Raw genomic sequence first — 24,911 nt, 5'->3', positions numbered from 1 at the left:
TATTTTTGCTTCGCCCTCTTGCCCCCGCACTCGGTTAACTGTATAAATAAACAGTAAATCGCTTCGGGGGGCAATTATGCGTGTTGAAGTCACTATAGATAAAACCCGGCCGCTGCCGGCGGGCGCCATTGAGGCGCTGACCGGTGAACTGGGCAAGCGGGTCAACCGCCAGTTTCCAGACGCCGTCGTGCACGTACGTTATGCCGGCGCCAACGGGCTCTCCGTGCTGGGGGGCGCCAAAACAGACCGGGATCTGATCGAGGAAATCCTTCAGGAAACCTGGGAAAGCGCAGACGAATGGTTTAGCGCAGAATAACACTGCAATGCTGTTTTTGCCGGGGGTCGCTCTCCGGCTTTTTTGTTTCTGGCGCCCTGCCCATTCATCGCTTACCCTTACTCTGGAACAAAATCCGCCTCAGCGCTGTATTTAACGCAAAGGAGTAAGCATGGCCCCGGACAAGGTGAAATCCGAAGACGCAATGACGTTTGGCGAACTGCTGGCGCTGATAGCCGATCAGAAAAGGCGCTTGAACGTACTGGAAGTGGCTTTTTCTTATCTGGCCTTCAGCCTGGATGACAAAGCCAACCAACGGCTGATCCACAGCCTGAAGCTGGAATCGCACAGCCAGAATCGCGATGCCGAAACGCAAAAGCATTTCGCCCATTTGGCCGAAGAGCTGGAAAAATGTCTGCATGGCGCATCGCCGCCTGCCGACGCGGAATAACGCGCTGCGCTCTGCTCATCCACTGCTGCACATACAAATTTGTAGAATAATTGTTCAAATAAATATTTATTTTGCAAATTTCGGTGACAACCCTCTCCACCGATGAAAGCGGATGCGTATACTGTAATTGCTCTCATGATGATGAGCCGCATTGATCCTCGTTAGTCACTCACGGTAGTTACTACTCAATAAGGGGTCTTTATGGACAGAAATGATGAAGTAATTCAGACGCACCCGCTTGTCGGTTGGGATATCAGTACTGTCGACGTTTACGACGCCATGATGATACGCCTTCATTACCTGTCTTCACTAGACCAAACGCCCGAAGAAGCCCAAGTAGACCGAACGCTTTGGCTGACTACAGATGTCGCCCGTCAATTAATCAATATTTTAGAGGCCGGCATCGCCAAGATTGAAGCTACGGATTACCAGGATCTTGATCGCAGAAAACATTGATTCATCGTCCCCTAACCCTAAGGCGCCGTGACCGTTCCCGGCGCCTTTTTCTTTGCCTTTCACCGTTCAATCAGTGCATTGCGCTCGCCAACCTTTTATCATGGGGCGATAAGCAATTGCTATCAGAGAGGGTGGGCACGTGGAATATGATTTGATCGTGGTGGGCAGCGGTTCAGTCGGCGCGGCGGCAGGGTATTACGCTACCCGGGCCGGCTTGAAAGCGCTGATGATCGACAGCGCCATTCCTCCACACCGCAACGGCAGCCATCACGGCAATACCCGCATCATTCGTCACGCTTACGGCGAAGGTGAAAAGTACGTGCCGCTGGTGCTGCGCGCACAGGCGCTGTGGAATGCGCTGATTCAGCAATCCGGTGAAGAACTGTTCCAGTCGTGCGGCGTACTCAACCTGGGGCCGCAGCACTCCGAATTCATTCGCAATGCTCAGCAGAGCGCGCAAAAGTTTCGCCTGAATGCGCAAACCCTCAGCGCCGAACAGATCGCTCAACGCTGGCCGGAATTCCGCGCGCCGGAAGGTTACGTCGGCGTCTTCGAGCCGGACGCCGGCTTCCTGCGCTCCGAACTGGCGGTTGCCAGCCTGATCAAACTGGCGAAAGAGGCCGGCTGCAGCCAGCTGTTCAACTGCCCGGTCAGCGCGGTGAACCCCATTGATGGCGGCGTTGAGATCGTCACCGGCGAAGGGCGTTTCACGGCGCGAAAAGCGGTGGTCACCGCAGGTACCTGGGTGAAAGCGCTGTTGCCGCAGCTGCCTATCGCGCCATTGCGCAAGGTATTCTCCTGGCATCAGGCGGACGGCCGCTACAGCGTGAACAATCGCTTCCCGGCCTTTACCGTCGAAGCGCAGGACGGCACGCACTATTACGGCTTCCCGGCGGATAACGATGGCCTGAAAGTGGGCAAACACGACGGCGGCCAGCCGATGGATGCCCCCGAACAGCGCAAACCCTTCGGCAGCTACGCCAGCGACGGCACGGAAGTTTTCTCCTTCCTGCGGCAATTTTTGCCGGGTGTAGGCGTATGTTTACACGGCGAAGCCTGCAGTTATGATATGAGCCCCGACGAAGATTTTATTATCGATACCCTGCCGGATTGCGATCGCCTGATGGTCATCAGCGGATTGAGCGGCCACGGCTTCAAGTTCGCCAGCGCACTGGGCGAGATCGCCGCGCTGTTCGCGCAGGACAAAGCGCCGCCGGTTGACCTCTCCAGCTTTGGTCTGAAGCGATTCAGCTAAGCGAAGAATTTCGCTGTCCACGTTCCCGTCGCGCCCTGGACAGCGAAATCTGCCGGTTACAATTTATTAACCTGCTAACTCTTTTAAATACCAAGTAAAAATTCTGATAACGGAAATTTCTTGCATTCAGCATTTGAATTTCCGAATTGAACACTTGCAGTGTAAGTCCTATTTTACAGAAGATATGCTCCATCGGCTTTCAACAAGGACGTCACCATGAAACTACTTGTCGTGGACGAATGCTGCTTCACCCGGGTCGGTATAGCCAGCTACTTTGCTGATAGTGGGATTACGACGATCAAGTGCTGCCACAGCATTGAATACGCTACGCCGCTGTTGGCCAGCTTTCAGCCGAGCCACATTCTGGTGAACCTCAGCAACCAATGCCGCTATAACGAAGCGGACGCACAGCTGCAGGCATTTATGGAAGCCAGCCAGTCCGCCTTGCTGTTTATCTATCTCGATACACCTTATCCTTACAGCGAAGCGCCAATGCGCATTGCCGATAATGCCTTTCTGTTCAATAAAAGCATTCTGCCGCTCACCTTACGCACGCTGCGCGAAAATCCGCTGGCGCTGGCCGATGACGGCGAAGAGCATTCCCTGTTCAGCCCGCAAGAACTGACGGTAATGAAATATTGGATGGCGGAGATGCCCAACTACCGCATCGCGAAAAAGCTGCAGATCAGCTCGCATACGGTGTACGTGCACAAGCGTCACATCACGGAGAAGATCAACGCGCGCAACCGGCTGGAGTTCTACTCGCTGTATAACGTGCTGCGCTATTTCTACCCACCGAGCACGCCAACCAATTCGACGCCGCTGGCGCTGCTGGCGGTATAACATCAAGCCTGCGATAACGCAGGCTTTTTTATCGCCGCTCTTCCAGCACTCACGCGCGGCGCGCTGTAAAAGACGCCGAGAAAAGGACTATAATCAAGGGTCCTTCTCTTCAGGCGGCTGAAATGTTAAACCGAATACTGGCGGCTATCGTCAACAATGTGCGGGAGCACTTGGTGCTTTACCTTTGTCTGTGGCTGGTGCTGCTGGCGTTGGATGTCTATTTCTTCTTCGTCATGTAAGCCATGCCGCCGTTATTTCCCCGATTGAGCTTCAGCCGCTTCGGCGATCCCACCCAGGTGCTGGAATTGCAGCAGATGAGCAGACCGCTGCTGTGCCCCGGGCAGCGGTTATTGCAGATGCGCTATGCCCCGATCAACCCTTCCGATCTGATCCCGATCCACGGCCAATACGCGCACCGCATCGCCCTGCCGCAGGTGCCGGGATATGAAGGCGTAGGCATCATCGTCAATCCGCAGAATGGGCATTCAACGGGCCGACGCGCACTGGCGGTAGCGGGTAACGGCAGTTGGCAAACCTTCGTCACGCTGCCTGAGGATCGGGTGGTCTGGGTGCCGGACGACATTGACGACGCTGGCGCAGCGCAAATCTATATCAACCCGCTCACCTGCTGGGTGCTGTTGACGCAATGGCTGCCGCTCAACGCCGGCGACGTACTGCTGCTCAACGGCGGCGGCTCCGCTGTCAGCCTGCTGCTGGCGCAGCTGACGGCGCTGCGCGGCATTCGTCTGGCGGTCGTGGTGCGCAACGCCGCTCATCGCCAGGCTTTACTGGCCGCCGGCGCCTGGCGCGTTATCGAAGCGCCGCAGCTGGTGGAAATGAAGAATTTTGGCGCCCGTGCGGCCATCGACTGCATCGGTGGAGAAGACGGATTGCAATTGGCGCGGGCGGTACGCTCCGGCGGCGATTTTGTGGCGTTGGGCCTGCTGAGCGGCCGCCAGGTAGACTGGCGGCGCGTGGTGGACGAGTTAAAGCTGCGCGCTTCGCTGTTCCACCTGCGCAAATGGAACGCACAGGCGGCGCCGGCGCAATGGCAGATGGCGTTTTATCAGTTGTTCCAGCTGCTGCGGCGCGGCCAGCTGGCGCTGCGCCCACCCGCCGCGATTTATCCTTTGCATCAGTACGCAGCGGCGCTGCAGCATGCCGCACAACCCGGCGTGAGCGGAAAAATCTTCCTCACTCCGGCGGCGCCGGAGGCTGGCGCGGCGGGCGGCCGTCCCCCAGGATAACCGCCAGCCGATAGCCGCCCTCGGTGGTCTCCAGCGCGATGCGCGCCACGATCGTCAGCGGCACCGACAGCAACATGCCCACCGGGCCGAGCAGCCAGCCCCAGAAGATCAGCGACAGGAACACCACCAGCGTCGACAGCCCCAGCCCGCGCCCCATCACGCGCGGCTCGAGGATATTGCCGATCACCATGTTGACAGCGATAAAGCCGCCCGCCACCACCAGCGCATCCCCCAATCCGTTGAACAGCAGCGCCTGAATCAGCGGCGGAATGGCGGCCAACACCGAGCCGATATTGGGAATATAGTTGAGCAGAAACGCCAGCAGCCCCCAGATAAAGGCAAAACGCACGCCGACCGCCGCCAGGAAGATCCAGACGATCACCCCGGTGGCCAGGCTGATGATGGTTTTAATCACCAGATAGCGCGTCACGCCGTCCAGCGCCCGCCGCATCGCGGCGAGCCCCTCGTTCGGCTTATCCAGCGCCTGCTGCAGCTTGTAAGGCAGCAGCTGCACTTCGAACAGCATAAACACCACGGTCATCAGCAGCAGGAAGACGTTGGTCATGGCGCCAGACAGGTGCCCCAGCATGCGGGTGACCAGATTCATCGCCGCGCTGGGATCGACATACTGCAGCATCGCTTCGCTGGAGAGGCTGATATTGAAGCGATCGGCGTAATGCTGCAGCTCGCGCAGCTTCTCGATCATCATGCCGCGGTACTGCGGCAGCGAGCGGGCGAACTCATTGAGCGAAGCGCCCAACATGCCGATAAACAGCATCACGACCACGATCACCGCCGTCAGCAGCAGCGTCACCCCGACGATACGCGGCACCCGCTTGCGTTCCAGCATCGTCACCAGCGGGTTCAACACCATAGCGAGAAATACCGCCAGCAAAAACGGCACCACGATGTCGGCGGCGGCTTTCACCCCGGCCAGAATAATCACCAACATCGCCAGCAGGACGGCCAGACGCAGGCTGCTGTCGGTCACGCGGGTTCGGCCCATGACGTTTCCTTGTTATTTCACTGGGTTAACCGGCCTCATGGGGCCGTCTCTTGGCGCTAATGGTAGCAAAATCCGCCGCTGCACCGCAGGGGATTTAGCGAAACCGTTCGACAACGTTAATCTTTCCGCCCTGCTCTGCGCCGCAAAAAATAGGCATAACCTTTGCCAACAAATAATCTCATCGGGCAACTCACGCGAGGTTTACGTAAAATGACAAAAGCTGACATTAATAGATAATAAGCCTAATTTTCAACAACTAGCACAATCGCCGAGCGAGAGAAACAATATCATCTTCAACGATTTATCTGAAGGTTCCCGAACATCTCAAACAAATTCACTGACTAATATTTCTAAGAAGTAACATAGTTAAATTTATTATTGATTTTATGTTTCCTAAAGTTTAATTATTGCAGCCAGCCAATCGGTAATCGAAGGAAACAGGATGCTCTGGAAAAATACCGCCGATCGTTTCGGCCATGTGTCAGTGTTGATCCACTGGCTGGTGGCGTTGACGGTGTACGGCATGTTCGCGCTCGGCCTGTGGATGGTCACGCTGGGCTATTACGACGTCTGGTATCACCAGGCGCCGGAGATCCACAAAAGCATCGGCACGCTGCTGTTCATCGTGATGGTGATCCGCGTGATCTGGCGCTTTGTCTCGCCGCCGCCCAAACCTCTGGCCAGCTATGGCCGCCTCACTCGCGTCAGCGCCATCCTCGCGCATCTGGCGCTGTACGCCGTGTTGTTCGGCATTCTGATCAGCGGCTATCTGATCTCCACCGCCGACGGCCAACCGATCAGCGTCTTCGGCTGGTTCGACGTGCCCGCCACCGTCACCGGCATGGCGGAACAGGCCGACACCGCCGGCGCCATACACCTTTACCTGGCCTGGGCCGTGGTAGTGCTCTCGGTACTGCACGGGCTGGCCGCGCTTAAACATCACTTTATCGATCGTGATGTCACTTTGAAACGGATGCTGGGTAGCAGCGCCGATTAACCTTTGGATTTATGGAGATTGCTATGTTGAAAAAGACCGTATTGGGCCTGACCGCAGGCGCCCTGCTGCTGAGCGCCGGTTCCGCACTGGCCGCGGACTACAAGATCGACAAACAGGGCCAGCACGCCTTTATCGAGTTCCGCATCCAGCATCTGGGCTACAGCTGGCTGTACGGCAGCTTTAAAGACTTCGACGGCGGCTTCACCTTCGACGAAAAAGATCCTTCGAAGGACAAGGTCAACGTGACCATCAATACCGCCAGCGTCGACACCAACCATGCCGAGCGTGACAAGCACCTGCGCAGCGCCGAATTCCTCAACGTGGAGAAGAACAAGCAGGCCAAGTTTGAATCCACCGAAGTGAAGAAAAACGGCGACGGTTATGCGGTGGTCGGCAACCTGACGCTGAACGGCGTCACCAAACCGGTTACGCTCGATGCCAAACTGATTGGCCAGGGCAACGATCCGTGGGGCGGCTACCGCGCCGGCTTTGAAGCCAACGGCAAGATCAAGCTGAAAGATTTCGGCATCACCACCGATCTGGGCCCGGCGTCGCAAGACGTTGAGCTGATCATCTCCGTAGAAGGCGTGCGCGAGAAATAAAAAAAAGCCCGGCTTGGCGGCCGGGCTTCTCATTTCCTCAGGCTCAGCGGGCTGGGCCTTCTTCTTCCGGTGCCGGAATGTGCATCGTGGTCTGCAGCAAGCCTTTCGACTTATTGAAGATCTTGACGCCATTTTCACGGCCGGCACGGCGCGCGCGCTGCTCTTCGCGCGGCAGCTTCAGCTCTTCGCGGCAAATCTCGCTGCAGCATCCTTCAAACTTGGCGGCGCAGCTCGGGCACTGAATGAACAGCAGATGGCAGCCGTCGTTCTTGCAGTTGGTATGTGTGTCGCACGGCGCTCCGCACTGGTGGCAGTTGGCGATCACATCGTCGGAGATGCGCTCGCCCATGCGCTCATCGAACACGAAATTTTTGCCGATAAACTTCAGCGGCAACCCCTGTTCCTTCGCTTTGCGGGTGTATTCGATGATCCCGCCTTCCACGTGGTAGATGTTTTTAAAACCGTTGTGCAGCATATAGGCGCTGGCTTTTTCACAGCGAATGCCGCCGGTGCAGTACATGACGATATTCTTGTCTTTGCTGTCCTGCAGCATCTCCACCGCCATCGGCAGCTGATCGCGGAAGGTATCCGACGGTACCTCGATGGCGTTTTCGAAGTGGCCGACTTCGTACTCATAGTGGTTGCGCATATCGACAAATACCGTATTCGGATCGTCGATCATCTGATTGACGCGCTCGGCCTGCAGATACTCGCCGACGTTGCTCGGATCGAAACTTTCGTCATCGATGCCATCGGCCACGATACGCTCGCGCACCTTGAGGCGCAGCACCCAGAAGGATTTGCCGTCGTCTTCGAGCGCGATATTCAGGCGTACCTGATCCAACGCCGGGTGCGAGGCGAACAGCGCGGCTTTGAACGCGTCGAAGTTATGCTGCGGCACGCTAATCTGCGCGTTGATGCCCTCTTTCGCCACGTAGATGCGGCCAAACACCTTCAGTTTTTCAAACTGAACGTACAGGCTGTCGCGAAACGCCTTGGGATCGTCGATGGAGAAGTATTTGTAAAAAGAAACTGTGGTGCGCGGCTCGGTTTCCGCCAGCATGCGCGCCTTCAGTTCCTCATTAGAAATTCGGTTATGTAACACTGGCATGGTGTACTTTCCTGTCTTTCGGGAGGTGACTGATTACCGCGCGCAGCCAGCAGGCCCACGCGCGGCGCACATCATACCCGAAAAACCGCCGCCGCGCAGCCCTGGCGCAGCGCCCCGTTCAGCGCCCGCCGCCTTCGGTAAACGCGGAAGCCACCATACCGAGCGCCATCATCACGCCGGCAAGCGCCAATATCGCGTTCATCTGCAGATGTGCGCCGACGCTGCCGACCGCCGCACCCAACACCAGCAGCCCCGCACTGATCCATGATGCCAACATATTTACCCTCTAAATAATTACCGACAATAATATCGCCATTATCTTTGGCAGGAAAGATTGTGGAAAAATTCGGCATTCGATGCATATTTAACGCCCCAAAAGGGATTTTAATGCGTTGTGTTTTCCCGGATCGCCAGAAAAATGCCACAATAGTCGCAAACAAACGGCAGAAACGAACCTTGCCGCCGAGTTCACCCGGCTGCCAGGCCGTGCGATGACGCTGTCATTACACTTAAACAACCGTATTCAAACAGAGAACCCATGACTCAAGTTCCTACTTTCAATCGCTCCTTATTGCACCCGCGCTACTGGCTGACCTGGGTCGGCATCGGCTTGCTGTATCTGCTGGTGTTGCTGCCTTACCCCGTCATCTACTGGCTCGGCACCTCGATTGGGCGATTTTCCATGCGCTTTCTCAAGCGGCGCGTCGCTATCGCCCAACGCAACCTCGAGCTCTGTTTTCCCGACATGCCGCAGGCCGAACGCGATGCGCTGGTGGTAAAGAATTTCGAGTCGGTCGGCATGGGGCTGTTTGAAACCGGCATGGCGTGGTTCTGGCCCAACTGGCGCATCGAGCGCTGGTTCAAGGTCAGCGGCCTGGAGCATATCCAAAAAGCGCGCGACAACCAGCAGGGCGTGCTGCTGATTGGCCTGCACTTTTTGACGCTGGAGCTGGGCGCGCGCATCTTCGGCATTCACAACCCGGGCATCGGCGTTTACCGCCCGCACGACAACAAGCTGATGGACTGGCTGCAAACCTGGGGGCGCATGCGTTCCAACAAGTCGATGCTGGATCGCAAGGACATCAAAGGCATGATCCGTGCCCTGAAACAGGGCGATATCATCTGGTATGCGCCGGATCACGACTACGGCCCGCGCAGCAGCGTTTTCGTGCCGCTGTTCGCCGTGGATAAAGCCGCCACCACCACCGGCAGCTATGTGCTGGTGCGAATGGGTAAACCGGCGATCATTCCGTTCACCCCGCGTCGCCTGCCGGACGGCAAAGGGTATGAGCTGATCATGCAGCCGGCGGTGGAAAACTTCCCGCTGGATAATGAACTCGACGCCGCCGCCTTCATGAATAAAGTGGTGGAAAAAGAGATCCTGATGGCGCCGGACCAATACATGTGGCTGCATCGCCGCTTCAAGACCCGTCCGGAAGGCGAGCCTTCGCTTTACTGATAAAACCAACCCGCCGCCGGCGGGTTTTTTATTGCGTGCCTCTTGAGAATCGACGGTGAGGGTGGGATGGTAATGCCTTTGCCGACACCCCAGGAGCCGCTATGTACATTGTCAACCTGACCTACCATCGCCCGATCGCCGACGTCGACAGCCACCTTGACGGGCACATCGCCTGGCTTAAGAAATATTTTCAGGACGGCACCTTCGTCGCTTCCGGCCGCAAGAATCCCCGCACCGGCGGCGTGATCCTGGCCAAGGGCATTGAGCGTGCGCAGCTGGACGCCATCCTGGCCGAAGATCCGTTCAACGCCGTGGCCCACTACGAAGTCATCGACTTTAGCGCGACCACCACCGCCGCCGGTTTCGAGGCGCTGGCCGGCTTATAAAACGCTGTAAATTCCGCGCGCTAAGCGCGGAATAAGGTTTAAACGCCATTTTTAAAACTTTATTTCATTTTTCACCCTATTTCCGTCCTCTGGTTTGCCGTTGCCACGCAGGCGGCGCATACTTATCAGGCTAACTTTCACGTTTTGCCCCTTCATCATGCCGCCGGCAAAGCGCGTCACCCTTCGACAGTGGACATTTATGGCTTCGGCAGCAGAACCCGTTAACTGGAAACGCAACCTTTTCGTCGCCTGGGTCGGGTGTTTTCTCACCGGCGCCGCCTTCAGCCTGGTGATGCCGTTTCTTCCGCTGTACGTAGAGACGCTGGGCGTAACCGGCCATCAGGCGCTCAACATGTGGTCCGGTCTGCTGTTCAGCATCACCTTCCTGTTTTCCGCTATCGCCGCACCGTTTTGGGGCGCCCTGGCCGACCGACGCGGCCGTAAACTGATGCTGCTGCGCTCCGCCCTGGGCATGGCGATCGTCATGGTGCTGATGGGCATGGCGCAAACGGTCTGGCAATTTCTCGTGCTACGCGCGGTGCTGGGGCTGCTCGGCGGGTTCATCCCCAATGCCAACGCGCTGATCGCCACCCAGGTGCCGCGCAACCGCAGCGGCTGGGCGCTCGGCACCCTGTCTACCGGCGGCGTCGGCGGCGCGCTGGTCGGCCCGCTGATCGGCGGTTTACTGGCCGACCTCTACGGGCTGCGCCCGGTGTTTTATATCACCGCCGCGGTGCTGTTCGTCTGTTTCGTGCTGACGCTGCTGTATGTCAAAGAGCAATTCACCCCAGTGCAAAAGCGCGACATGTTGCACGCAAAACAGGTGTTCGCCTCGCTGAAGAACCCGAAGCTGGTGCTCAGCCTGTTCGTGACCACCATGATCATCCAGATCGCCACCGGCTCGATTGCGCCGATCCTGACGCTGTATGTGCGCGATCTGGCCGGCGCCACCCATAACCTGGCGTTTATCAGCGGGCTGATTGCCTCGGTGCCCGGCGTCGCGGCGTTGATGAGCGCCCCACGGTTGGGCAAGCTGGGCGATCGCATCGGCCCGGAGCGCATTCTGGTGTTTATGCTGATCGTCTCGGTGCTGCTGCTGATCCCGATGGCGTTCGTGCAAACGCCGTGGCAGCTCGGGGTGCTGCGTTTTCTGCTGGGGGCGGCCGACGGCGCGCTGCTGCCGGCGGTACAGACGCTGTTGATTTACAACTGCACCAATCAGGTGGCCGGCCGAATCTTCAGCTACAACCAATCGTTCCGCGACGTCGGCAACGTCAGCGGTCCGCTGCTCGGCGCTGCGGTCTCCGCCGGCTACGGTTTTCGCGCGGTCTTCGCCGTCACCGCTTTAGTGGTGCTGTTCAACGCCGGTTATTCCTGGTGGTGTCTGCGGCGGCGGCCGGGCTATTTGCGGGAAGACACGCTGCAGGAAGAACAATAGCTGCATTTATCGCCAGCTTCCTCCGTTGGCCGGATCAACGGCGTATTTCCCCCACTTTTAATAATGCCTCCTTCGGGCCGGCGAATTTTTGCCCCACCCAGAACTTTCTTATCTCAACGTTTTGTTTATCAACAAAAAAATAACTTTCAGCACATAAAACCCGCTGTCAATCATATTCCTGTCACAACCAACATAAAAACCAGAAAAGGAGATGCTTGTCGACTTTTCGTCTAAAAAATGGGATACAGGTACTAGACAAAACCAACGACCAGTTATCAAATGGTTAAATAATATCACGCCAGATGTGAAACATCGGCCAAGTGAAGAAAAGGTCAGCACGCTTTCCACGGTTTATCAGCGTTGCAGCCGCGGTGTTTGTCGGGTAATCCGCATTGGGCGGATCGCCTTTATTAAATACACATACATACCACAGTACGGGCTGCAGCCTTGCAGCGCCTTTTATTGGGAAATCGTTATGCAATCCTCTGTCAATAAGTCAGAAAGCCGGACCTTCTTCGGCCATCCCTATCCGCTGGGTTCTCTGTTCTTCACCGAAATGTGGGAGCGTTTCTCGTTCTACGGCATCCGTCCGCTGCTGATCCTGTTTATGGCCGCCACCGTGTACGACGGCGGTCTGGGTCTCGCGCGTGAGAACGCGTCGGCGATCGTCGGCATCTTCGCCGGCAGCATGTACCTGGCGGCACTGCCGGGCGGCTGGCTGGCGGACAACTGGCTCGGCCAACGCAAGGCCGTCTGGTACGGTTCGATCCTGATCGCGCTCGGCCACCTGTCGATCGCCCTGTCCGCGGTGATGGGCACCAACCTGTTCTTCATCGGCCTGATGTTCATCGTGCTCGGTTCCGGCCTGTTCAAGACCTGTATCTCGGTGATGGTCGGCACGCTGTACAAAAAAGGCGATGCGCGCCGCGATGGCGGTTTCTCGCTGTTCTACATGGGCATCAACATCGGCTCGTTCATCGCTCCGCTGATCTCCGGTTGGCTGATCAAGTCACACGGCTGGCACTGGGGCTTCGGCATCGGTGGTATCGGGATGCTGGTGGCGCTGGTGATCTTCCGGGTGTTCGCCGTCCCGGCGATGAAACGCTATGACCGCGAAGTGGGCCTGGACTCCACCTGGAACAGCCCGGTGGCGAAGAAAAAAGGCGTCGGCGCCTGGTTGCTGGCGCTGGCGGTCATCCTGGTGGCCGTCATCGTGCTGATCGCTCAGGGCACCATCGTCATCAATCCGGTCGAAGTGGCCAGCGTGCTGGTGTACGTGATCGCCGCGTCGGTCACCCTGTACTTCATCTATCTGTTCGCCTTTGCCGGCCTGAGCCGCAAAGAGCGCGCACGCCTGCTGGTGTGCTTCATCCTGCTGATCTCCGCTGCGTTCTTCTGGTCGGCGTTTGAGCAAAAACCGACCTCGTTCAACCTGTTCGCCAACGATTACACCAATCGCATGATTGGCGGCTTCGAGATCCCGGCGGTGTGGTTCCAGTCGATCAACGCCCTGTTCATCATCCTGCTGGCACCGGTCTTCAGTTGGGCCTGGCCTGCGCTGGCGCGCAATAACGTGCGTCCGAGCAGCATCACCAAGTTCGTGATCGGTATCCTGTGCGCCGCCGGCGGTTTCGGCCTGATGATGTTGGCCGCGCAGAATGTGCTGAGCAACGGCGGCACCGGCGTATCGCCGATGTGGCTGGTGGGCAGTATCCTGATGCTGACGCTGGGTGAGCTGTGCCTGAGCCCGATCGGGCTGGCCACCATGACGCTGCTGGCGCCGGAGAGAATGCGCGGTCAGATGATGGGGCTGTGGTTCTGCGCCAGCGCGTTGGGCAACCTGGCGGCCGGTCTGATCGGCGGTCACGTCAAGGCCGACCAACTGGATATGCTGCCGGATCTGTTCGCCCGCTGCTCAGTCGCGTTGCTGATCTGCGCCGCCGTGCTTATCGTGCTGATCGTGCCGATTCGCCGCATGCTGGAAAATACCCAGTCCAAGAGCGCGCAAAAAACGGCGACCAACGCCTGACGGATATCCCGTTTTATCTCGCAAACCGGCGCTCGATGCGCCGGTTTTTTTATGCCTGCCAGGCCTGGTGTTGCAATACCACCCGGTAGCCATCAGGATCTTCAAAGGTTTGCCCCGCCCGATCCCAATAGGGGTTATAGGCGGCGACCGCCAAGAACCCCGCCGCCCGCATCCGCTCACACGCGGCTCGCCATTCGTTCTCATCCGGCAGATAAAATACCAGCAGGTGATCCTGCGTCGGCGCTTGTCCAACCTGCACCCCACGATGCTGCGTAAACTCCAGATGGTAAGCATGCTGCGGATGCCCGATCATCATGCCGTCAAAGCCCAGATGATCGACAAACTCGCCCAGCCTTTCGAACCCCAGCCCACGGCAATACAGCGCGGCAATCTCTTGCAACCGATCTGTCGGGCGCGCGATGCGCAACACCGCTTTGGCTATCGACATGTACGCCTCCGCCTCATGATAATTTCATACAGCGCCATACCCGCCAGCATCGCCAACAGGAACGGCCACATCCGCTGCATCTCCGCCCCCGCCAACACCCAGGCCGGGCCGGGGCAAATCCCCGCGATGCCCCAGCCGATGCCAAACAGCGCGCTGCCCGCCAGCAAACGGCGATCCACACGCCCGGCGGCCGGGATCTGCAGCGACTCGCCCAACAGGCTCCGCTTGCGTCGCCGCGCCCACAGGAAGGCCGGCGCCGCCACCGCGATCGCCCCAGCCATCACCAGCGCCAACGAGGGATCCCACGTGCCGGTAACGTCGAGAAACGCCAATACCTTGGCCGGATTGGCCATGCCGGCAATAATTAACCCCAGACCGAAAATCACGCCGCTCAGCAGCGCCAACAGCGCTTTAAGCATTTTCACCCCCCCAACGTGTGGCGCATCAGCCACACGGTCATAAAGCCCAGCAGCATAAACAACGCCGTGGCGGCCAGTGAACGCGGCGCCAACCGCGCGACGCCGCACACGCCGTGCCCGCTGGTGCAACCGCTGCCCAATCGAGTGCCCAAGCCCACCAACAGCCCTGCGGCCGCCAGCCAGCCGTTGCCAACCGAGATCTCACCGGATGGCAACGCCGCAGCGGCAGCATATAGCCAGGGGGAGAGCAGCAACCCGCCAATAAATGCGGCACGCCAGCCCCGCTCCCGGCTGCCCGCGCTCAATAAACCGCCGGTAATGCCACTGATACCGGCGATCCGGCCGTTGAACAACAGCAGCAGCGCTACCGCGCCGCCGATAATGGCCCCGCCCGCCAACGCGGAATACGGCGTGAAGTGCTGCCAGTCAATGGTCATCGCGGTTCTCCGGCTGTGGGCAATACAGTTGATACAGGGTCGCGAGCAGCGCCAGCGCTTTGGCATCGGCCACCGCATAGTAAATCTGCTTGCCGGCGCGCCGGGTGGAGACCAACCCCTCCTCGCGCAGCACGCCAAGCTGTTGGGACAGCGTCGGCTGGCGGATATCCAGCGCCTGCGCCAGTTCGCTCACCGCCATCTCGCCCTGACTGAGCCGGCACAGCAGCAGCAGCCGATCTTCGTTGCCTAGGGTACGCAGCATCGCACCGGCCTGCGCCGCCGCCTTGCGCATCGCATCAATATCCATTGCCTCTCCATCAGTTTATAAAATCATATAATATAATTTTATAAACTATTTTACCGTGCCGCGCCACAGACTGGTGTGAAACAGCGACGCATGGCATGCTGTCCTCCCTCTTTTGCCGCGCGGAGCCTGCTTACGATGCTGTTTTTTCACGACGTTCTGCCGCCCGATCGGCCTGTCCGGCCGTTAGCCAGGGATTATCATCATGGTGACAGCGAGCCGGAGCACTACCATAACTGCGCGCAGCTGATCCACAGCCTGAGCGGCGTGGTACAGGTCACGACCCGGCTCGGCAGTTGGGTGGTGCCGCCCGGCCGCGGCGTCTGGGTACCGGCGAAAGTGGTGCACAGTCTGCGCATCACCGGCCAGGTGGCGGCCAGGACGTTGTTCGTCGATCCGCTGGCGCGCGCCGATCTGCCGGCCCAATGCCAGGTAGTGCAGGTTTCCCCGCTGCTGCGCGAGTTGATTATCTGTGCGATGGAGATTGCGCCCGGCTACCCCAGCGGCGGACGCGATGAGCGCGTGATGGAACTGATTCTGGATGAGTTGCGAATGTTGCCGATCCTGCCGCTGCACCTGCCTGAACCTCGCGAAGCCTCGCTGCTCGCCCTGTGCCGCCATATCCAGGCCACGCTGGCGCAGCCCTGGACGCTGGAACAGGCTGCCGCTCATCTCAGCGTCAGCGGACGCACCCTGTCGCGGCGCTTCCTGCGAGAAACCGGGCTGCATTTTAGCGATTGGGTGCGACGCGCCCGTTTGCTGGCGGCATTAAACGCGCTGGCGACCGGCCGCTCGGTGTTGGAAGTGGCGCTGGATCTCGGCTATGACAGCCCCAGCGCGTTCAGCGCCATGTTCCGCCGGCTGCTGGGAGTAGCACCCAGCGACTATTTCAGCCGGACTGCGCCGACGTTGGCGCCAGATAGCGCCCGGCGACGTTGAACAGCGCCTGCAGCGAGGCGCTGGCGGAGTCGACGTCGATGCCAACGCCGTAAGTCGCCTCACCTTGCGGCAGCGTACAGCGAATATAGGCCACCGCTCGGCTATCGCTCTGATGCCCCAACGTATGCTCGTGGTAATCCTCGATCGCCAGCGGCAAGCCGAAGCGCTGACGTAGCGCATCCACCGCGCTGGACAGCAGACCGTTGCCGGCCCCCTGCAGGCGCAGCGGCTCTCCCTCGCAGGCAACTCGCGCGTTGAAGCTGTAGGCCTCCACCCCATGGCTTTCCGTCTGGTAGCTTAACAGCTGCAAACGCGGCTGCTCCACCAGCCCGTAAGTATCGCGGAATAAGCGCCACAGCTGCGCGCCGCTCATTTCTTTGCCGCTATCGTCGGTAGCGCGCTGCACCACCTGGCTGAAATCAATCTGCAAACCACGCGGCAACGCCAGCCCATGATTCTGCTCCAACAGCCAGGCGGCGCCGCTTTTGCCGGACTGGCTGTTGACCCGGATCACCGCCTCATAGCTGCAACCGACATCGGCGGGATCGAGCGGCAGGTATGGCACCTGCCAGCGGCCATCTTGCCGCTGCCGCTGTGCGGCGAAACCTTTCTTGATCGCATCCTGATGCGAACCGGAGAAGGCGGTAAACACCAACTCGCCGGCATAAGGATGGCGAGGATGCACCGGCAGCTGATTGCACTGTTCCACCACCTCCACCACCTGCTTCAGGCGGCTGAAGTCGAGACCGGGCGCCACGCCCTGGGTATAGAGATTCAACGCCAGCGTGACCAGATCGACGTTGCCGGTGCGCTCTCCGTTGCCGAACAGGCAGCCTTCGACCCGATCGGCGCCGGCCAGCAAGGCCAGCTCCGCGCAGGCCACGCCGGTGCCGCGATCGTTATGCGGATGCACGCTGATCGCCACATCGGCGCGACGGCTGAAGTGACGGCAGAACCATTCGATCTGATCGGCATACACGTTGGGCGTGCTCACTTCCACCGTCGCCGGCAGGTTGATGATCATCGGCCGCTGCGGCCCCGGCTGCCAAACCTCCGCCACCGCTTCGCAGATCTCCAGCGCAAACTCTAACTCAGTAAAACAGAAGGTTTCCGGCGAATATTCTAAGCACCAGGCGGTATCGGGCTGCGCCTCGCACTGCCGGCGAATGCGCCGCGCGCCGTTCACCGCCAGCGCCACGGTCGCCGCCTTATCCTGGCGGAACACGATGTCGCGAAACATCGGCGCCGTGGCGTTATACAGATGCACGATAGCCCGCGGCGCCCCCTGCAGCGCCTCGAAGGTGCGATCGATCAGATCGTCGCGCGACTGCGTCAGCACCTGGATCGTGACGTCGTCCGGGATCAGCCGCTCGTCGATCAGCGTGCGTACAAAGTCGAAATCCGTTTGCGACGCCGAAGGGAACGCCACCTCGATCTCTTTGAAACCACACTGCAACAACAATTGATAGAATTCGCGCTTGTGCGCGTTATCCATCGGCTCCGCCAGCGCCTGGTTGCCGTCGCGCAGATCGCTGGAGCACCAGCGCGGTGCCTGCCGCAGCGTACGCGCAGGCCATTGGCGGTCCGGCAACGCCACCGGCGGGAACGGTCGGTATTTGCTTGAAGGGTCGATTAACATGGGTTTCTCCTGACGCCAGAGTGAACAATAGCGTCATTATTTCCCGCCATCGCCTCCTCTTCTCCCGCTTTGCGGACAACCATCGTCGCAAAGCGGACAACAAAAAAATTTGCATCCTGCGCCAGTGAGACAACAATTAGTTTTGATGTTTCCCCCACCGCACCGGCAGTGCGCCGGACGCTTTACTCTCATTGTCAACGGAGGCGAACATGAGCCTGTATGCAACCCTGGAAGAAGCCATCGAGGCCGCACGCGAAGAGTTTATCGACACCGCCGAAGGCGGCAGCGGTGACGAACCGCCGGTGCCCCAGCAGTTCAATCTGCAAAAGTACGTGATGCAGGATGGCGACACGATGTGGCAGGCGGAGTTCTTCGAAGAAGAAGGAGAGGCGGTAGAATGTCTGACGCTGCGCAGCGGTGCGGCGGCGCAGGCGATCTTCGACGGTGACTATGACGAGGTGGAAATTACCGCCGAATGGATAGATGAAAACACCCTGTACGAATGGGAGGAAGGCGACTTTCAGCTCGAACCGCCGCTGGATACCGAAGAAGGCCAGGCCGCAGCCGATGAGTGGGATGAACGTTAACCCGCACCACGCTTTCATCGCCAAGGAGGCCGCATGATTATTCGCCGGGCCCGCCCTACCGACTACCCCGCCATTTTGCAGCTACAGGGGGAAAACGTGCCGGAAGCGCTCGACGAGCGCCAAAAACGGCAGGGATTTATCGTATCGCGCATGAATGAGGCACAGCTGGCGGCGATCAACCGCGGCATCGGCATATGGGTGGCCGAACAGGAGAACCAACTGGCGGGGTTTGTTTGCCTGATGCCCGCCGACGTGCAACCGCGCCCGCCGGTGGTGGAGGCGATGCTGGTGACGCTCGCCACGCAATCCTTCGCCGGACGGCCGCTGAGTGAGCAGCGGGTGTTTCTCTACGGCCCTGTCTGCCTCGCCGCCGCCTGGCGCGGCAAAGGCGTGCTGAAGCGCCTCTACGCCGCGGTCAAAGCGCATACCTGCCATGACTATGACGTGGGCGCGTTGTTTATCGACGACGACAATCCGCATTCGTTGGCCGCTCACGTGCAAGGGTTGGGGATGACGGCGCTGGCGCCTTTCCATTGCGGGCAGCAAGGCTATCAGCTGGTGGTGTTCGCCACCCGCTGAACGAAATTACTCGTAGGGGCCATGCTGCGCATCAAACGGCAGCATAAAGGTGTCCGCCACCATCGACAGCGGGACGTCTATCACCGTGACGTAGCGCCAGGGCGTGTCACGCAGATCCCACTGCACGCCGGGATAGTACTGGTGGCCATGCCCCGCACCGGGCACGGTGCGGCTGATAATGCTGCCGCAGCCGGTGAGTGTCATCACACCGGCCGTCACGCAGGCCAGCCGAAGATAGGATGAGAGCTTCACGACATTGACTCTGAGCAAGGGGTTGTTTCGCGAGTGAACAACGCATCGGCCGCAGTCTATCACAGTTCTCTTTCTCCACCGGCACCGGCGCACGTAAGCGAAAGGTAAAAAAAACGGGGAATGCGCCATGCGCATTCCCCGTCTGAGCGTTGCCGATTAGCAATTAACGCCGGCCCGTTGGGTGTGCCAGCGGGTTGTGCGGCAACTGCTGATAGTGCTCACGCCAGGCGGCGCCTTCCGGCAGCAGCCAGACGCGCTGGTGCAGACGAGCCAGCGTGACCGGATCGCTCAGCAGCTCCAGACGTTTGCCTTTCACCAGCTTCTCAGGCCCCAACTGCAGCGCTTCGTTCACCCGCTCCTCACGATTGCGATCGAGCGTCGCGCGCAGATGGTGGCGCGCCGTCGCCAACGCCGTCGCCAGCGCGTTGAAGGATGGATTGACCACCGCATGCATAAAGCCGTTGGTCAGCGCGCGGTTGCGGTTGAGATGCAGATATTCTTCCGTCGCCAACAGCTCACGCGGCGGATTGTACTCTTCCGGGATCAGGAACAGCTTGGCGCGTTTGCTTTTCATGCCCAGCGTTGCGCGGCTCGACAACACCGACACAAACGGCGACAGGATCAGCGAGAACACGATCGGCGCCAACCACCACAGGAAGCGCAGATCCAGCCACGCCATGCCGCCGGCCCACACCAGGCCCAGCAACATCTGCGAGCCATGGCGGCGGAACGCTTCGCCCCACGGCGTGTCGTCGTCGTCACGCTGCGGCGAATTCCACACCACTTCCCAACCGAGGAAGGCGCTCACCACGAACACGGTATGGAACAGCATGCGCACCGGCGCCAACAGCACCGAGAACAGCATTTCCATCAGCATCGAAATGAACAGACGGAACGCCCCGCCGTACTCTTTCGCGCCCTTGGCCCAGATCAGCACAATACTGAGCAACTTCGGCAGGAACAGCAGCACCAGCGTGGTGGAGAACAGCGCTATCGCCAGCTCGGGCCGCCACTGCGGCCAGACCGGGAACAGCTGCCGCGGCTGCAGGAAGTATTGCGGCTCCATCAGCGTATGCACCACCTGCAATGCGGTGGAGAGCGCCAGGAACATAAACCACAGCGGCGCCGACAGGTAGGACATGACACCGGTAAGGAACACCGCACGGTGCACCGGGTGCATGCCTTTCACCAGGAACAGGCGGAAGTTCATCAGGTTGCCGTGACACCAGCGACGGTCGCGCTTCAGCTCGTCCAGCAGGTTTGGCGGCAGCTCTTCGTAACTGCCCGGCAGATCGTAAGCGATCCACACGCCCCAGCCGGCGCGGCGCATCAGCGCCGCTTCAACGAAGTCGTGCGACAGGATAGACCCGGCGAAAGAGCCCTCGCCCGGTAACGGCGCCAGCGCACAGTGCTCGATAAACGGCTTCACGCGGATGATGGCGTTGTGCCCCCAGTAGTGCGACTCGCCCAGCTGCCAGAAATGCAGGCCGGCGGTGAACAACGGCCCGTAAACGCGGGTGGCGAACTGCTGCACGCGCGCATACAGGGTATCCATACCGGACGCCTTCGGCGCCGACTGGATGATGCCGGCGTTCGGGTTGGCTTCCATCAGGCGCACCAGCCCGGTGAGGCATTCGCCGCTCATCACGCTGTCGGCATCCAGGATCACCATGTAGCTGTACTCACCGCCCCAGCGACGGCAGAAGTCGTCGATGTTGCCACTCTTGCGTTTGACGCGGCGGCGGCGGCGGCGATAGAAGATGCGGCCGTGGCCATCGACATCGCGGCACAGCTCCATCCACGCCTTTTGCTCGGCCACGCAGATGTCCGGATCGTAGCTGTCGCTCAGCACGTAGATATCGAAGTGTTCCAGCTGACCGGTCGCGGCGACGGACTCATAGGTCGCACGCAGGCCGGCGAACACGCGTTCGACGTCTTCGTTGCAGATCGGCATAATCAGCGCAGTGCGGTGCGCCGGGTTGATCGGCTCATCGCCCTTGATGGTGGAGGAAATGCTGTATTTGTCCTTGCCGATCAGCAGCTGCAGGAAGCCCATCAGCGCGGTCCAGAAACCGGCCGAGACCCAGCAGAACAGCACGGCGAACAGGATAAGAATGCCGGTTTGCAGCACATACGGCAGCAGCTGCAACACCGACTGCATCAGATCCTGATCCAGCATGGCGATAGGATCGATCAGCGCCCAGCCCTGATAAGGCAAGATGGTTTTCATGTACCAGGTGGCGATGCCGGTTTGCACCAGCATCAGCACCAGCAGCACATAGCGGCGCATGGAGCCGACGGTACGCCAGCGGTTCTCGGCCTCGGCCTCCTCTTTGGTGGCGTGCCGATTGTGCGGCGACCGCCCCAGCAGAGAATCCCAGAAGCGCGCCACCGGGTTGGTGCGCCAGGCTTCCGGGAACATGGTGGTGCGTTTGATCGGCGGCGTCGCCTTCAGAATGGCGCGCCCTTCGGCGTCGGTATCGAAGTCGTCATCGCTGACCGCATCCGGCCAGGCGTTTTCGATACGCGGTTTGACCGAGGCCAGCGCCACGTCATCCGCCGACAGGCTATTAACGTTGGCGTCGGCGGCGCCCATCTGCCGATGGAGCGCCTCCAGTGCCTGAGCGTCATCCGCCGTTTGAGGGTTGAGCGCCTCCGACCGCTCGGCGGTCAGAGGCAGCGCCGCAAGATAATCCTGGGCGGGTTGAGTAGGCTTATTCATTGGCAGGTAGCTGATAGCTCCAGGTTTCCGACAGAGTCTTATCGCCATTGACCAGCGCCGCACGCATTTCTACCGGCTTCTTGTCGTCTTTCACTTTCAGACGCACCGTCAGGCGCCAGCCTTTGGTCACTGGGTTATAGCGGACGTTGTTTTCTACCATCTCACCGTTGTCGCCGATGCTGATCTGAGAAGCGACCGGGGTATTGGCGTCCAGCCCTTTCAGCACCGGGCCAACGAAGTCGACCAGGAAGGCCACGCTGCCGTCTGGCTCGCGGATCAGGTTGGACTGCTTCACGTCGCCGGTCGAACGCATGGTACGGGCCACATAGGCGATATCTTGCGAATGCAGTTTGTCTTCATCGCGGGTGAAGTTCAAACGGTAGCTCAGCGTCAGCGGCTTTTTGGCTTCCGGCAAGGTATCCGGCGTCCAGAACGCGACGATGTTGTCGTTGGTTTCATCCGCCGTCGGGATCTCCACCAGTTCGACCTTGCCTTTGCCCCAGTCGCCCTTCGGTTCGATCCAGGCGCTCGGGCGCAGATCGTAGCGATCGTCCAGATCTTCGTAATCCTTGAAGTTGCGGCCGCGCTGCAGCAGACCGAAGCCTTTCGGATTCTCGACGGTATAGGTGCTGACGGACAGGTGTTTAGGATTGTTCAGCGGGCGCCAGATCCACTCGCCGTTGCCGGCGTGGATAGACAGACCGTTGGAATCGTGCAACGCCGGGCGGTAGTTCAGCGTCGGCGACGGCTGGTTCGGCCCGAACAGGTACATGCTGGTCAGCGGTGCCAGGCCCAGTTTGCCCACCTTGTCGCGCAGGAACACTTTAGACTCGACGTCCACGGTGGTGTCGCGGCCCGGGATCACCGTGAAACGGTAAGCGCCGGTGGCGCGCGGGGAATCCAGCAGCGCATAGATCACCAGGTGCTTGTCGCCCTGCTTCGGACGCTCAACCCAGAATTCGCGGAAACGCGGGAACTCTTCGCCGGACGGCAAAGCGGTGTCGATAGCCAGGCCGCGAGCGGAAAGCCCGTAAACCTGTCCTTTACCCACCACGCGGAAATAGCTCGCGCCCAGCAGGCTCATGATCTCATCGTTTTTGTCGGCGCTGTTGATCGGATAAAGCACCTTAAAACCGGCAAAGCCGAGGTTTTTCACCGATTCAGGGTCGTGTTTGACCGAACCGAAGTTGAAGTAATCCGGGCTGTACTTGATCTGTTTTACGCTGGTGGAGGTGACTTCGTTGATTTTCACCGGCGTATCGAAGTACATCCCCTGATGATAAAACTCAAGCTTGAAAGGGGTTTTCAGCTTGCTCCAATAGGCTTTATCGTGATTGAACTGAATCTGCTGATAGTCTGCGAACTTCATCTCGCGGAACTGAGAAGGAAGGTTGCTCTTCGGGGCTTCGAAACCTTTCGCCGCCAGATCCTGCGCCTGCTTGGCGACATCATCAATAGAAAAGGCCCAAGCCGGCGAACTGAACAGCGTGAACAATACGGTCGCACCTAACCAACGAACGCTCGCGGCGCGTGGTTGTCCGGATAATATATTAACTAGCACATCCCCCCCTATTCGTGTGCTCAAAGCATTTAAATCCATATTAATGGATTACTCAGCTTTCCGACAACATGATAAATGGATGGTTCATGTTTACGGCTCATTGTTTAAGCAGCTGATGGAACACCAGCGTAGCAAGCCGCGCAACAAGACGCTATGGAAAAATGCGGGGGGCTATAGTAGGGTTCCGGATAACAATTTAACGTTTGACGACTTATTAAGCGTGTTAATGAACTCTCGATTAAATCACCAGCGGTAATCTATGACTAAAGGCAGCAAACAGCGCGAGTTTTTCCTCGATTCCATCAGAGCCTATTTGATGTTGCTTGGCATCCCGTTTCACCTCTCCCTGATTTATTCCAGCCACGCCTGGGCGGTGAACAGCGCGTCGCCCTCCTTCTCGCTCACGGTGCTGAACGACTTCATCCACGCCTTCCGCATGCAGGTGTTCTTCGTGATATCCGGCTACTTCTCCTACATGCTTTACGAGCGCTACGAGCGCCACCAGTGGCTGAAGGTCAGGCTGGAGCGGGTGGCGATCCCGCTGTTGAGCTCCATCCCGCTGATCACGGTGCCGCAGTTTTTCATGCTGAAATATTTCACCGACAAATTAAACGGCTGGGATGAATTCTCTCTCTATCAGAAAATAAATGTAACAGTTTGGGAATTGGTTTCTCATCTGTGGTTCTTATTGACGCTGTCATTGTTAACCTGCGCCTGTTTTTATCTGTTCCGTAAAATCAAGCGTCAAACCCGTGAACATATTCCAACGCTAATAAACAGAATGCGTGGATTAGGAAACATCTCACTGTATTTCTTTATTTATGCAGTATGCTACTCGGCCGCGCACCGCATTATTTTAATTTTCGCCCCGCAGCTATTATCCAACGGCCTGTTCAATTTCGTGGTGATGGAGACGATGTTCTACCTGCCGTTCTTCCTCCTCGGCGCCTATGCGTTTAAGTATGTGTGGCTTAAGGAGATTTTTCTGCGCCGCTCGCCGCTGGCTCTGCTCGGTTCGCTGCTGCTGTTTATCGCATATATGCTGAACCAAAAGCTGTTGGCGCACAGCAGCTATATGTTCGAGCTGGAAGTGGTGATCAAAACCCTAATGGGGATCCTGATGACCAACGTCGTGTTCTCTTTCGGGCATAACCTGCTGAATTATCACTCGCCGCGCATCACCTATCTGGTCAACGCCTCGCTGTTTATATATCTGGTGCACCATCCGTTGACCCTGATATATGGCGCTTTCGTGACGCCGTATATCGGCAACAACCTGTTGGGATTCTTGCTGGGCCTGCTGTTTGTGTTCTCTCTGGCCTTCGCGCTATATGAACTGCACAAGCGCATTCCGGTGCTGCGCTTCCTGTTCTCCGGCAAGTCGCGCTAGGCTTCCCACCCCATTTCTGGGTGATGATTTATCATCCAGAAATTAACCTCACCAATGATAAAATGCCTCACTACCTCGGC

28 protein-coding genes are annotated in these 24,911 nt (G+C 58.8%); 17 read left to right on the top strand and 11 right to left on the bottom strand.

Annotation, left to right across the window (positions count from 1 at the left end; genetic code table 11):
• Positions 1 to 76: 76 nt before the first annotated feature.
• The 7 genes from dinI to ACJ8PN_RS05190 all read left to right on the top strand — a co-directional run bounded on the left by dinI (position 77) and on the right by ACJ8PN_RS05190 (position 4,526).
• Positions 77 to 316, top strand: coding sequence for a DNA damage-inducible protein I (dinI, locus tag ACJ8PN_RS05220; protein ID WP_015377444.1), 240 nt, complete (start codon positions 77 to 79; stop codon positions 314 to 316).
• A 130-nt stretch (positions 317 to 446) separates the two neighbouring features.
• Complete coding sequence (locus ACJ8PN_RS05215) at positions 447 to 725, top strand: hypothetical protein (protein WP_004927809.1); 279 nt, start codon at positions 447 to 449, stop codon at positions 723 to 725.
• Positions 726 to 926: 201 nt separating this feature from the next.
• The gene (gene bssS / locus ACJ8PN_RS05210; RefSeq protein ID WP_004927812.1) at positions 927 to 1,181 is read left to right on the top strand and encodes a biofilm formation regulator BssS; all 255 of its coding nucleotides are present in this window, start codon (positions 927 to 929) and stop codon (positions 1,179 to 1,181) included.
• Between the two features lie 139 nt (positions 1,182 to 1,320).
• Positions 1,321 to 2,436, top strand: coding sequence for an N-methyl-L-tryptophan oxidase (gene solA / locus ACJ8PN_RS05205; RefSeq protein ID WP_442534676.1), 1,116 nt, complete (start codon positions 1,321 to 1,323; stop codon positions 2,434 to 2,436).
• 216 nt (positions 2,437 to 2,652) lie between these two features.
• On the top strand, positions 2,653 to 3,279 hold the full coding sequence (locus ACJ8PN_RS05200; RefSeq protein WP_442534675.1) for a LuxR C-terminal-related transcriptional regulator: 627 nt from the start codon (positions 2,653 to 2,655) through the stop codon (positions 3,277 to 3,279).
• 122 nt (positions 3,280 to 3,401) lie between these two features.
• Complete coding sequence (locus ACJ8PN_RS05195; RefSeq protein ID WP_004927822.1) at positions 3,402 to 3,518, top strand: DUF2770 family protein; 117 nt, start codon at positions 3,402 to 3,404, stop codon at positions 3,516 to 3,518.
• Between the two features lie 3 nt (positions 3,519 to 3,521).
• On the top strand, positions 3,522 to 4,526 hold the full coding sequence (locus tag ACJ8PN_RS05190; protein WP_351106811.1) for a zinc-dependent alcohol dehydrogenase family protein: 1,005 nt from the start codon (positions 3,522 to 3,524) through the stop codon (positions 4,524 to 4,526).
• Here the strand turns inward: ACJ8PN_RS05190 and ACJ8PN_RS05185 are convergent.
• Complete coding sequence (locus ACJ8PN_RS05185; RefSeq protein ID WP_351106808.1) at positions 4,474 to 5,532, bottom strand: AI-2E family transporter; 1,059 nt, start codon at positions 5,530 to 5,532, stop codon at positions 4,474 to 4,476. The two genes, ACJ8PN_RS05190 and ACJ8PN_RS05185, sit on opposite strands and share 53 nt — an antisense overlap.
• Before the next feature lie 442 nt (positions 5,533 to 5,974).
• Between ACJ8PN_RS05185 and ACJ8PN_RS05180 the strand changes: the two genes are divergently transcribed.
• The gene (locus ACJ8PN_RS05180; RefSeq protein WP_004927830.1) at positions 5,975 to 6,529 is read left to right on the top strand and encodes a cytochrome b; all 555 of its coding nucleotides are present in this window, start codon (positions 5,975 to 5,977) and stop codon (positions 6,527 to 6,529) included.
• A gap of 23 nt (positions 6,530 to 6,552) precedes the next feature.
• Positions 6,553 to 7,131 carry a YceI family protein gene (locus tag ACJ8PN_RS05175; RefSeq protein WP_015377429.1) on the top strand — a complete coding sequence of 193 codons (579 nt, stop codon included), beginning with the start codon at positions 6,553 to 6,555 and terminating at the stop codon, positions 7,129 to 7,131.
• A 43-nt stretch (positions 7,132 to 7,174) separates the two neighbouring features.
• On the opposite strand, the gene trhO is transcribed toward ACJ8PN_RS05175, so the two are convergent.
• Entirely contained in the window at positions 7,175 to 8,242 is a 1,068-nt protein-coding gene (trhO, locus tag ACJ8PN_RS05170; protein WP_015377428.1) for an oxygen-dependent tRNA uridine(34) hydroxylase TrhO, read from the bottom strand.
• A 118-nt stretch (positions 8,243 to 8,360) separates the two neighbouring features.
• Positions 8,361 to 8,519, bottom strand: coding sequence for a hypothetical protein (locus tag ACJ8PN_RS05165; RefSeq protein ID WP_015377427.1), 159 nt, complete (start codon positions 8,517 to 8,519; stop codon positions 8,361 to 8,363).
• Between the two features lie 261 nt (positions 8,520 to 8,780).
• Here ACJ8PN_RS05165 and ACJ8PN_RS05160 point away from each other — a divergent pair, with 261 nt between their 5' ends.
• The 4 genes from ACJ8PN_RS05160 (at position 8,781) to ACJ8PN_RS05145 (ending at position 13,554) form a co-directional block, all read left to right on the top strand.
• A complete protein-coding gene (locus ACJ8PN_RS05160) occupies positions 8,781 to 9,701 on the top strand; it encodes a Kdo(2)-lipid IV(A) acyltransferase (protein ID WP_033638030.1) in 921 nt (306 codons plus the stop codon).
• Positions 9,702 to 9,802: 101 nt separating this feature from the next.
• On the top strand, positions 9,803 to 10,087 hold the full coding sequence (locus ACJ8PN_RS05155) for a YciI family protein (RefSeq protein WP_171453766.1): 285 nt from the start codon (positions 9,803 to 9,805) through the stop codon (positions 10,085 to 10,087).
• A gap of 199 nt (positions 10,088 to 10,286) precedes the next feature.
• Entirely contained in the window at positions 10,287 to 11,525 is a 1,239-nt protein-coding gene (gene mdtG, locus ACJ8PN_RS05150; protein ID WP_442534674.1) for a multidrug efflux MFS transporter MdtG, read from the top strand.
• Positions 11,526 to 12,000: 475 nt separating this feature from the next.
• Positions 12,001 to 13,554, top strand: a complete 1,554-nt coding sequence (locus tag ACJ8PN_RS05145; RefSeq protein ID WP_442534673.1) for a peptide MFS transporter — start codon at positions 12,001 to 12,003, stop codon at positions 13,552 to 13,554.
• 49 nt (positions 13,555 to 13,603) lie between these two features.
• On the opposite strand, the gene ACJ8PN_RS05140 is transcribed toward ACJ8PN_RS05145, so the two are convergent.
• The 4 genes from ACJ8PN_RS05140 to ACJ8PN_RS05125 are packed head-to-tail and all read right to left on the bottom strand — an operon-like array spanning position 13,604 to position 15,165.
• Positions 13,604 to 14,002: a VOC family protein gene (locus ACJ8PN_RS05140; protein ID WP_033633367.1), complete on the bottom strand. Its 399-nt coding sequence runs from the start codon at positions 14,000 to 14,002 to the stop codon at positions 13,604 to 13,606.
• Positions 13,993 to 14,421, bottom strand: a complete 429-nt coding sequence (locus ACJ8PN_RS05135; protein WP_171453763.1) for a YeeE/YedE family protein — start codon at positions 14,419 to 14,421, stop codon at positions 13,993 to 13,995. Before ACJ8PN_RS05135 ends, ACJ8PN_RS05140 begins: the two co-directional genes overlap by 10 nt.
• Positions 14,422 to 14,423: 2 nt before the next feature.
• Entirely contained in the window at positions 14,424 to 14,858 is a 435-nt protein-coding gene (locus tag ACJ8PN_RS05130; protein ID WP_171453762.1) for a YeeE/YedE family protein, read from the bottom strand.
• Entirely contained in the window at positions 14,848 to 15,165 is a 318-nt protein-coding gene (locus ACJ8PN_RS05125; RefSeq protein WP_004927863.1) for an ArsR/SmtB family transcription factor, read from the bottom strand. Before ACJ8PN_RS05125 ends, ACJ8PN_RS05130 begins: the two co-directional genes overlap by 11 nt.
• Positions 15,166 to 15,300: 135 nt before the next feature.
• On the opposite strand from ACJ8PN_RS05125, the gene ACJ8PN_RS05120 reads away from it, so the two are divergent.
• Positions 15,301 to 16,101, top strand: a complete 801-nt coding sequence (locus ACJ8PN_RS05120; protein WP_171453761.1) for an AraC family transcriptional regulator — start codon at positions 15,301 to 15,303, stop codon at positions 16,099 to 16,101.
• Here the strand turns inward: ACJ8PN_RS05120 and leuA are convergent.
• The gene (gene leuA / locus ACJ8PN_RS05115; RefSeq protein ID WP_171453760.1) at positions 16,052 to 17,740 is read right to left on the bottom strand and encodes a 2-isopropylmalate synthase; all 1,689 of its coding nucleotides are present in this window, start codon (positions 17,738 to 17,740) and stop codon (positions 16,052 to 16,054) included. The two genes, ACJ8PN_RS05120 and leuA, sit on opposite strands and share 50 nt — an antisense overlap.
• Before the next feature lie 209 nt (positions 17,741 to 17,949).
• Between leuA and ACJ8PN_RS05110 the strand changes: the two genes are divergently transcribed.
• Together ACJ8PN_RS05110 and ACJ8PN_RS05105 are read left to right on the top strand one after the other, a co-directional pair.
• Positions 17,950 to 18,327, top strand: a complete 378-nt coding sequence (locus ACJ8PN_RS05110; RefSeq protein ID WP_004927872.1) for a MysB family protein — start codon at positions 17,950 to 17,952, stop codon at positions 18,325 to 18,327.
• A gap of 33 nt (positions 18,328 to 18,360) precedes the next feature.
• Complete coding sequence (locus ACJ8PN_RS05105) at positions 18,361 to 18,906, top strand: GNAT family N-acetyltransferase (RefSeq protein WP_033633373.1); 546 nt, start codon at positions 18,361 to 18,363, stop codon at positions 18,904 to 18,906.
• A gap of 6 nt (positions 18,907 to 18,912) precedes the next feature.
• On the opposite strand, the gene ACJ8PN_RS05100 is transcribed toward ACJ8PN_RS05105, so the two are convergent.
• The 3 genes from ACJ8PN_RS05100 to mdoG all read right to left on the bottom strand — a co-directional run bounded on the left by ACJ8PN_RS05100 (position 18,913) and on the right by mdoG (position 23,441).
• Positions 18,913 to 19,158, bottom strand: a complete 246-nt coding sequence (locus ACJ8PN_RS05100; RefSeq protein ID WP_442534672.1) for a YceK/YidQ family lipoprotein — start codon at positions 19,156 to 19,158, stop codon at positions 18,913 to 18,915.
• 163 nt (positions 19,159 to 19,321) lie between these two features.
• Positions 19,322 to 21,880, bottom strand: coding sequence for a glucans biosynthesis glucosyltransferase MdoH (gene mdoH, locus ACJ8PN_RS05095; RefSeq protein ID WP_016928223.1), 2,559 nt, complete (start codon positions 21,878 to 21,880; stop codon positions 19,322 to 19,324).
• Complete coding sequence (gene mdoG, locus ACJ8PN_RS05090) at positions 21,873 to 23,441, bottom strand: glucans biosynthesis protein MdoG (RefSeq protein ID WP_004927882.1); 1,569 nt, start codon at positions 23,439 to 23,441, stop codon at positions 21,873 to 21,875. Before mdoG ends, mdoH begins: the two co-directional genes overlap by 8 nt.
• 259 nt (positions 23,442 to 23,700) lie before the next feature.
• Here mdoG and mdoC point away from each other — a divergent pair, with 259 nt between their 5' ends.
• Complete coding sequence (gene mdoC / locus ACJ8PN_RS05085) at positions 23,701 to 24,831, top strand: glucans biosynthesis protein MdoC (protein WP_171453758.1); 1,131 nt, start codon at positions 23,701 to 23,703, stop codon at positions 24,829 to 24,831.
• Positions 24,832 to 24,911: the final 80 nt, after the last annotated feature.

The sequence above is a fragment of the Serratia sp. CY76391 genome, assembly GCF_052166695.1.
In the GTDB taxonomy this organism is placed as follows: domain Bacteria; phylum Pseudomonadota; class Gammaproteobacteria; order Enterobacterales; family Enterobacteriaceae; genus Serratia; species Serratia nematodiphila.
This window is presented reverse-complemented; position numbering and strand designations above follow the sequence as displayed.

Coding starts and splice junctions, on each gene's coding strand:
- dinI (WP_015377444.1), top strand. CDS start 77: ATGCGTGTTGAAGTCACTATAGATAAAACCCGGCCGCTGCCGGCGGGC.
- ACJ8PN_RS05215 (WP_004927809.1), top strand. CDS start 447: ATGGCCCCGGACAAGGTGAAATCCGAAGACGCAATGACGTTTGGCGAA.
- bssS (WP_004927812.1), top strand. CDS start 927: ATGGACAGAAATGATGAAGTAATTCAGACGCACCCGCTTGTCGGTTGG.
- ACJ8PN_RS05200 (WP_442534675.1), top strand. CDS start 2,653: ATGAAACTACTTGTCGTGGACGAATGCTGCTTCACCCGGGTCGGTATA.
- ACJ8PN_RS05195 (WP_004927822.1), top strand. CDS start 3,402: ATGTTAAACCGAATACTGGCGGCTATCGTCAACAATGTGCGGGAGCAC.
- ACJ8PN_RS05190 (WP_351106811.1), top strand. CDS start 3,522: ATGCCGCCGTTATTTCCCCGATTGAGCTTCAGCCGCTTCGGCGATCCC.
- ACJ8PN_RS05185 (WP_351106808.1), bottom strand. CDS start 5,532: ATGGGCCGAACCCGCGTGACCGACAGCAGCCTGCGTCTGGCCGTCCTG.
- ACJ8PN_RS05180 (WP_004927830.1), top strand. CDS start 5,975: ATGCTCTGGAAAAATACCGCCGATCGTTTCGGCCATGTGTCAGTGTTG.
- ACJ8PN_RS05175 (WP_015377429.1), top strand. CDS start 6,553: ATGTTGAAAAAGACCGTATTGGGCCTGACCGCAGGCGCCCTGCTGCTG.
- trhO (WP_015377428.1), bottom strand. CDS start 8,242: ATGCCAGTGTTACATAACCGAATTTCTAATGAGGAACTGAAGGCGCGC.
- ACJ8PN_RS05165 (WP_015377427.1), bottom strand. CDS start 8,519: ATGTTGGCATCATGGATCAGTGCGGGGCTGCTGGTGTTGGGTGCGGCG.
- ACJ8PN_RS05160 (WP_033638030.1), top strand. CDS start 8,781: ATGACTCAAGTTCCTACTTTCAATCGCTCCTTATTGCACCCGCGCTAC.
- ACJ8PN_RS05155 (WP_171453766.1), top strand. CDS start 9,803: ATGTACATTGTCAACCTGACCTACCATCGCCCGATCGCCGACGTCGAC.
- mdtG (WP_442534674.1), top strand. CDS start 10,287: ATGGCTTCGGCAGCAGAACCCGTTAACTGGAAACGCAACCTTTTCGTC.
- ACJ8PN_RS05145 (WP_442534673.1), top strand. CDS start 12,001: ATGCAATCCTCTGTCAATAAGTCAGAAAGCCGGACCTTCTTCGGCCAT.
- ACJ8PN_RS05140 (WP_033633367.1), bottom strand. CDS start 14,002: ATGTCGATAGCCAAAGCGGTGTTGCGCATCGCGCGCCCGACAGATCGG.
- ACJ8PN_RS05135 (WP_171453763.1), bottom strand. CDS start 14,421: ATGCTTAAAGCGCTGTTGGCGCTGCTGAGCGGCGTGATTTTCGGTCTG.
- ACJ8PN_RS05130 (WP_171453762.1), bottom strand. CDS start 14,858: ATGACCATTGACTGGCAGCACTTCACGCCGTATTCCGCGTTGGCGGGC.
- ACJ8PN_RS05125 (WP_004927863.1), bottom strand. CDS start 15,165: ATGGATATTGATGCGATGCGCAAGGCGGCGGCGCAGGCCGGTGCGATG.
- ACJ8PN_RS05120 (WP_171453761.1), top strand. CDS start 15,301: ATGCTGTTTTTTCACGACGTTCTGCCGCCCGATCGGCCTGTCCGGCCG.
- leuA (WP_171453760.1), bottom strand. CDS start 17,740: ATGTTAATCGACCCTTCAAGCAAATACCGACCGTTCCCGCCGGTGGCG.
- ACJ8PN_RS05110 (WP_004927872.1), top strand. CDS start 17,950: ATGAGCCTGTATGCAACCCTGGAAGAAGCCATCGAGGCCGCACGCGAA.
- ACJ8PN_RS05105 (WP_033633373.1), top strand. CDS start 18,361: ATGATTATTCGCCGGGCCCGCCCTACCGACTACCCCGCCATTTTGCAG.
- mdoH (WP_016928223.1), bottom strand. CDS start 21,880: ATGAATAAGCCTACTCAACCCGCCCAGGATTATCTTGCGGCGCTGCCT.
- mdoC (WP_171453758.1), top strand. CDS start 23,701: ATGACTAAAGGCAGCAAACAGCGCGAGTTTTTCCTCGATTCCATCAGA.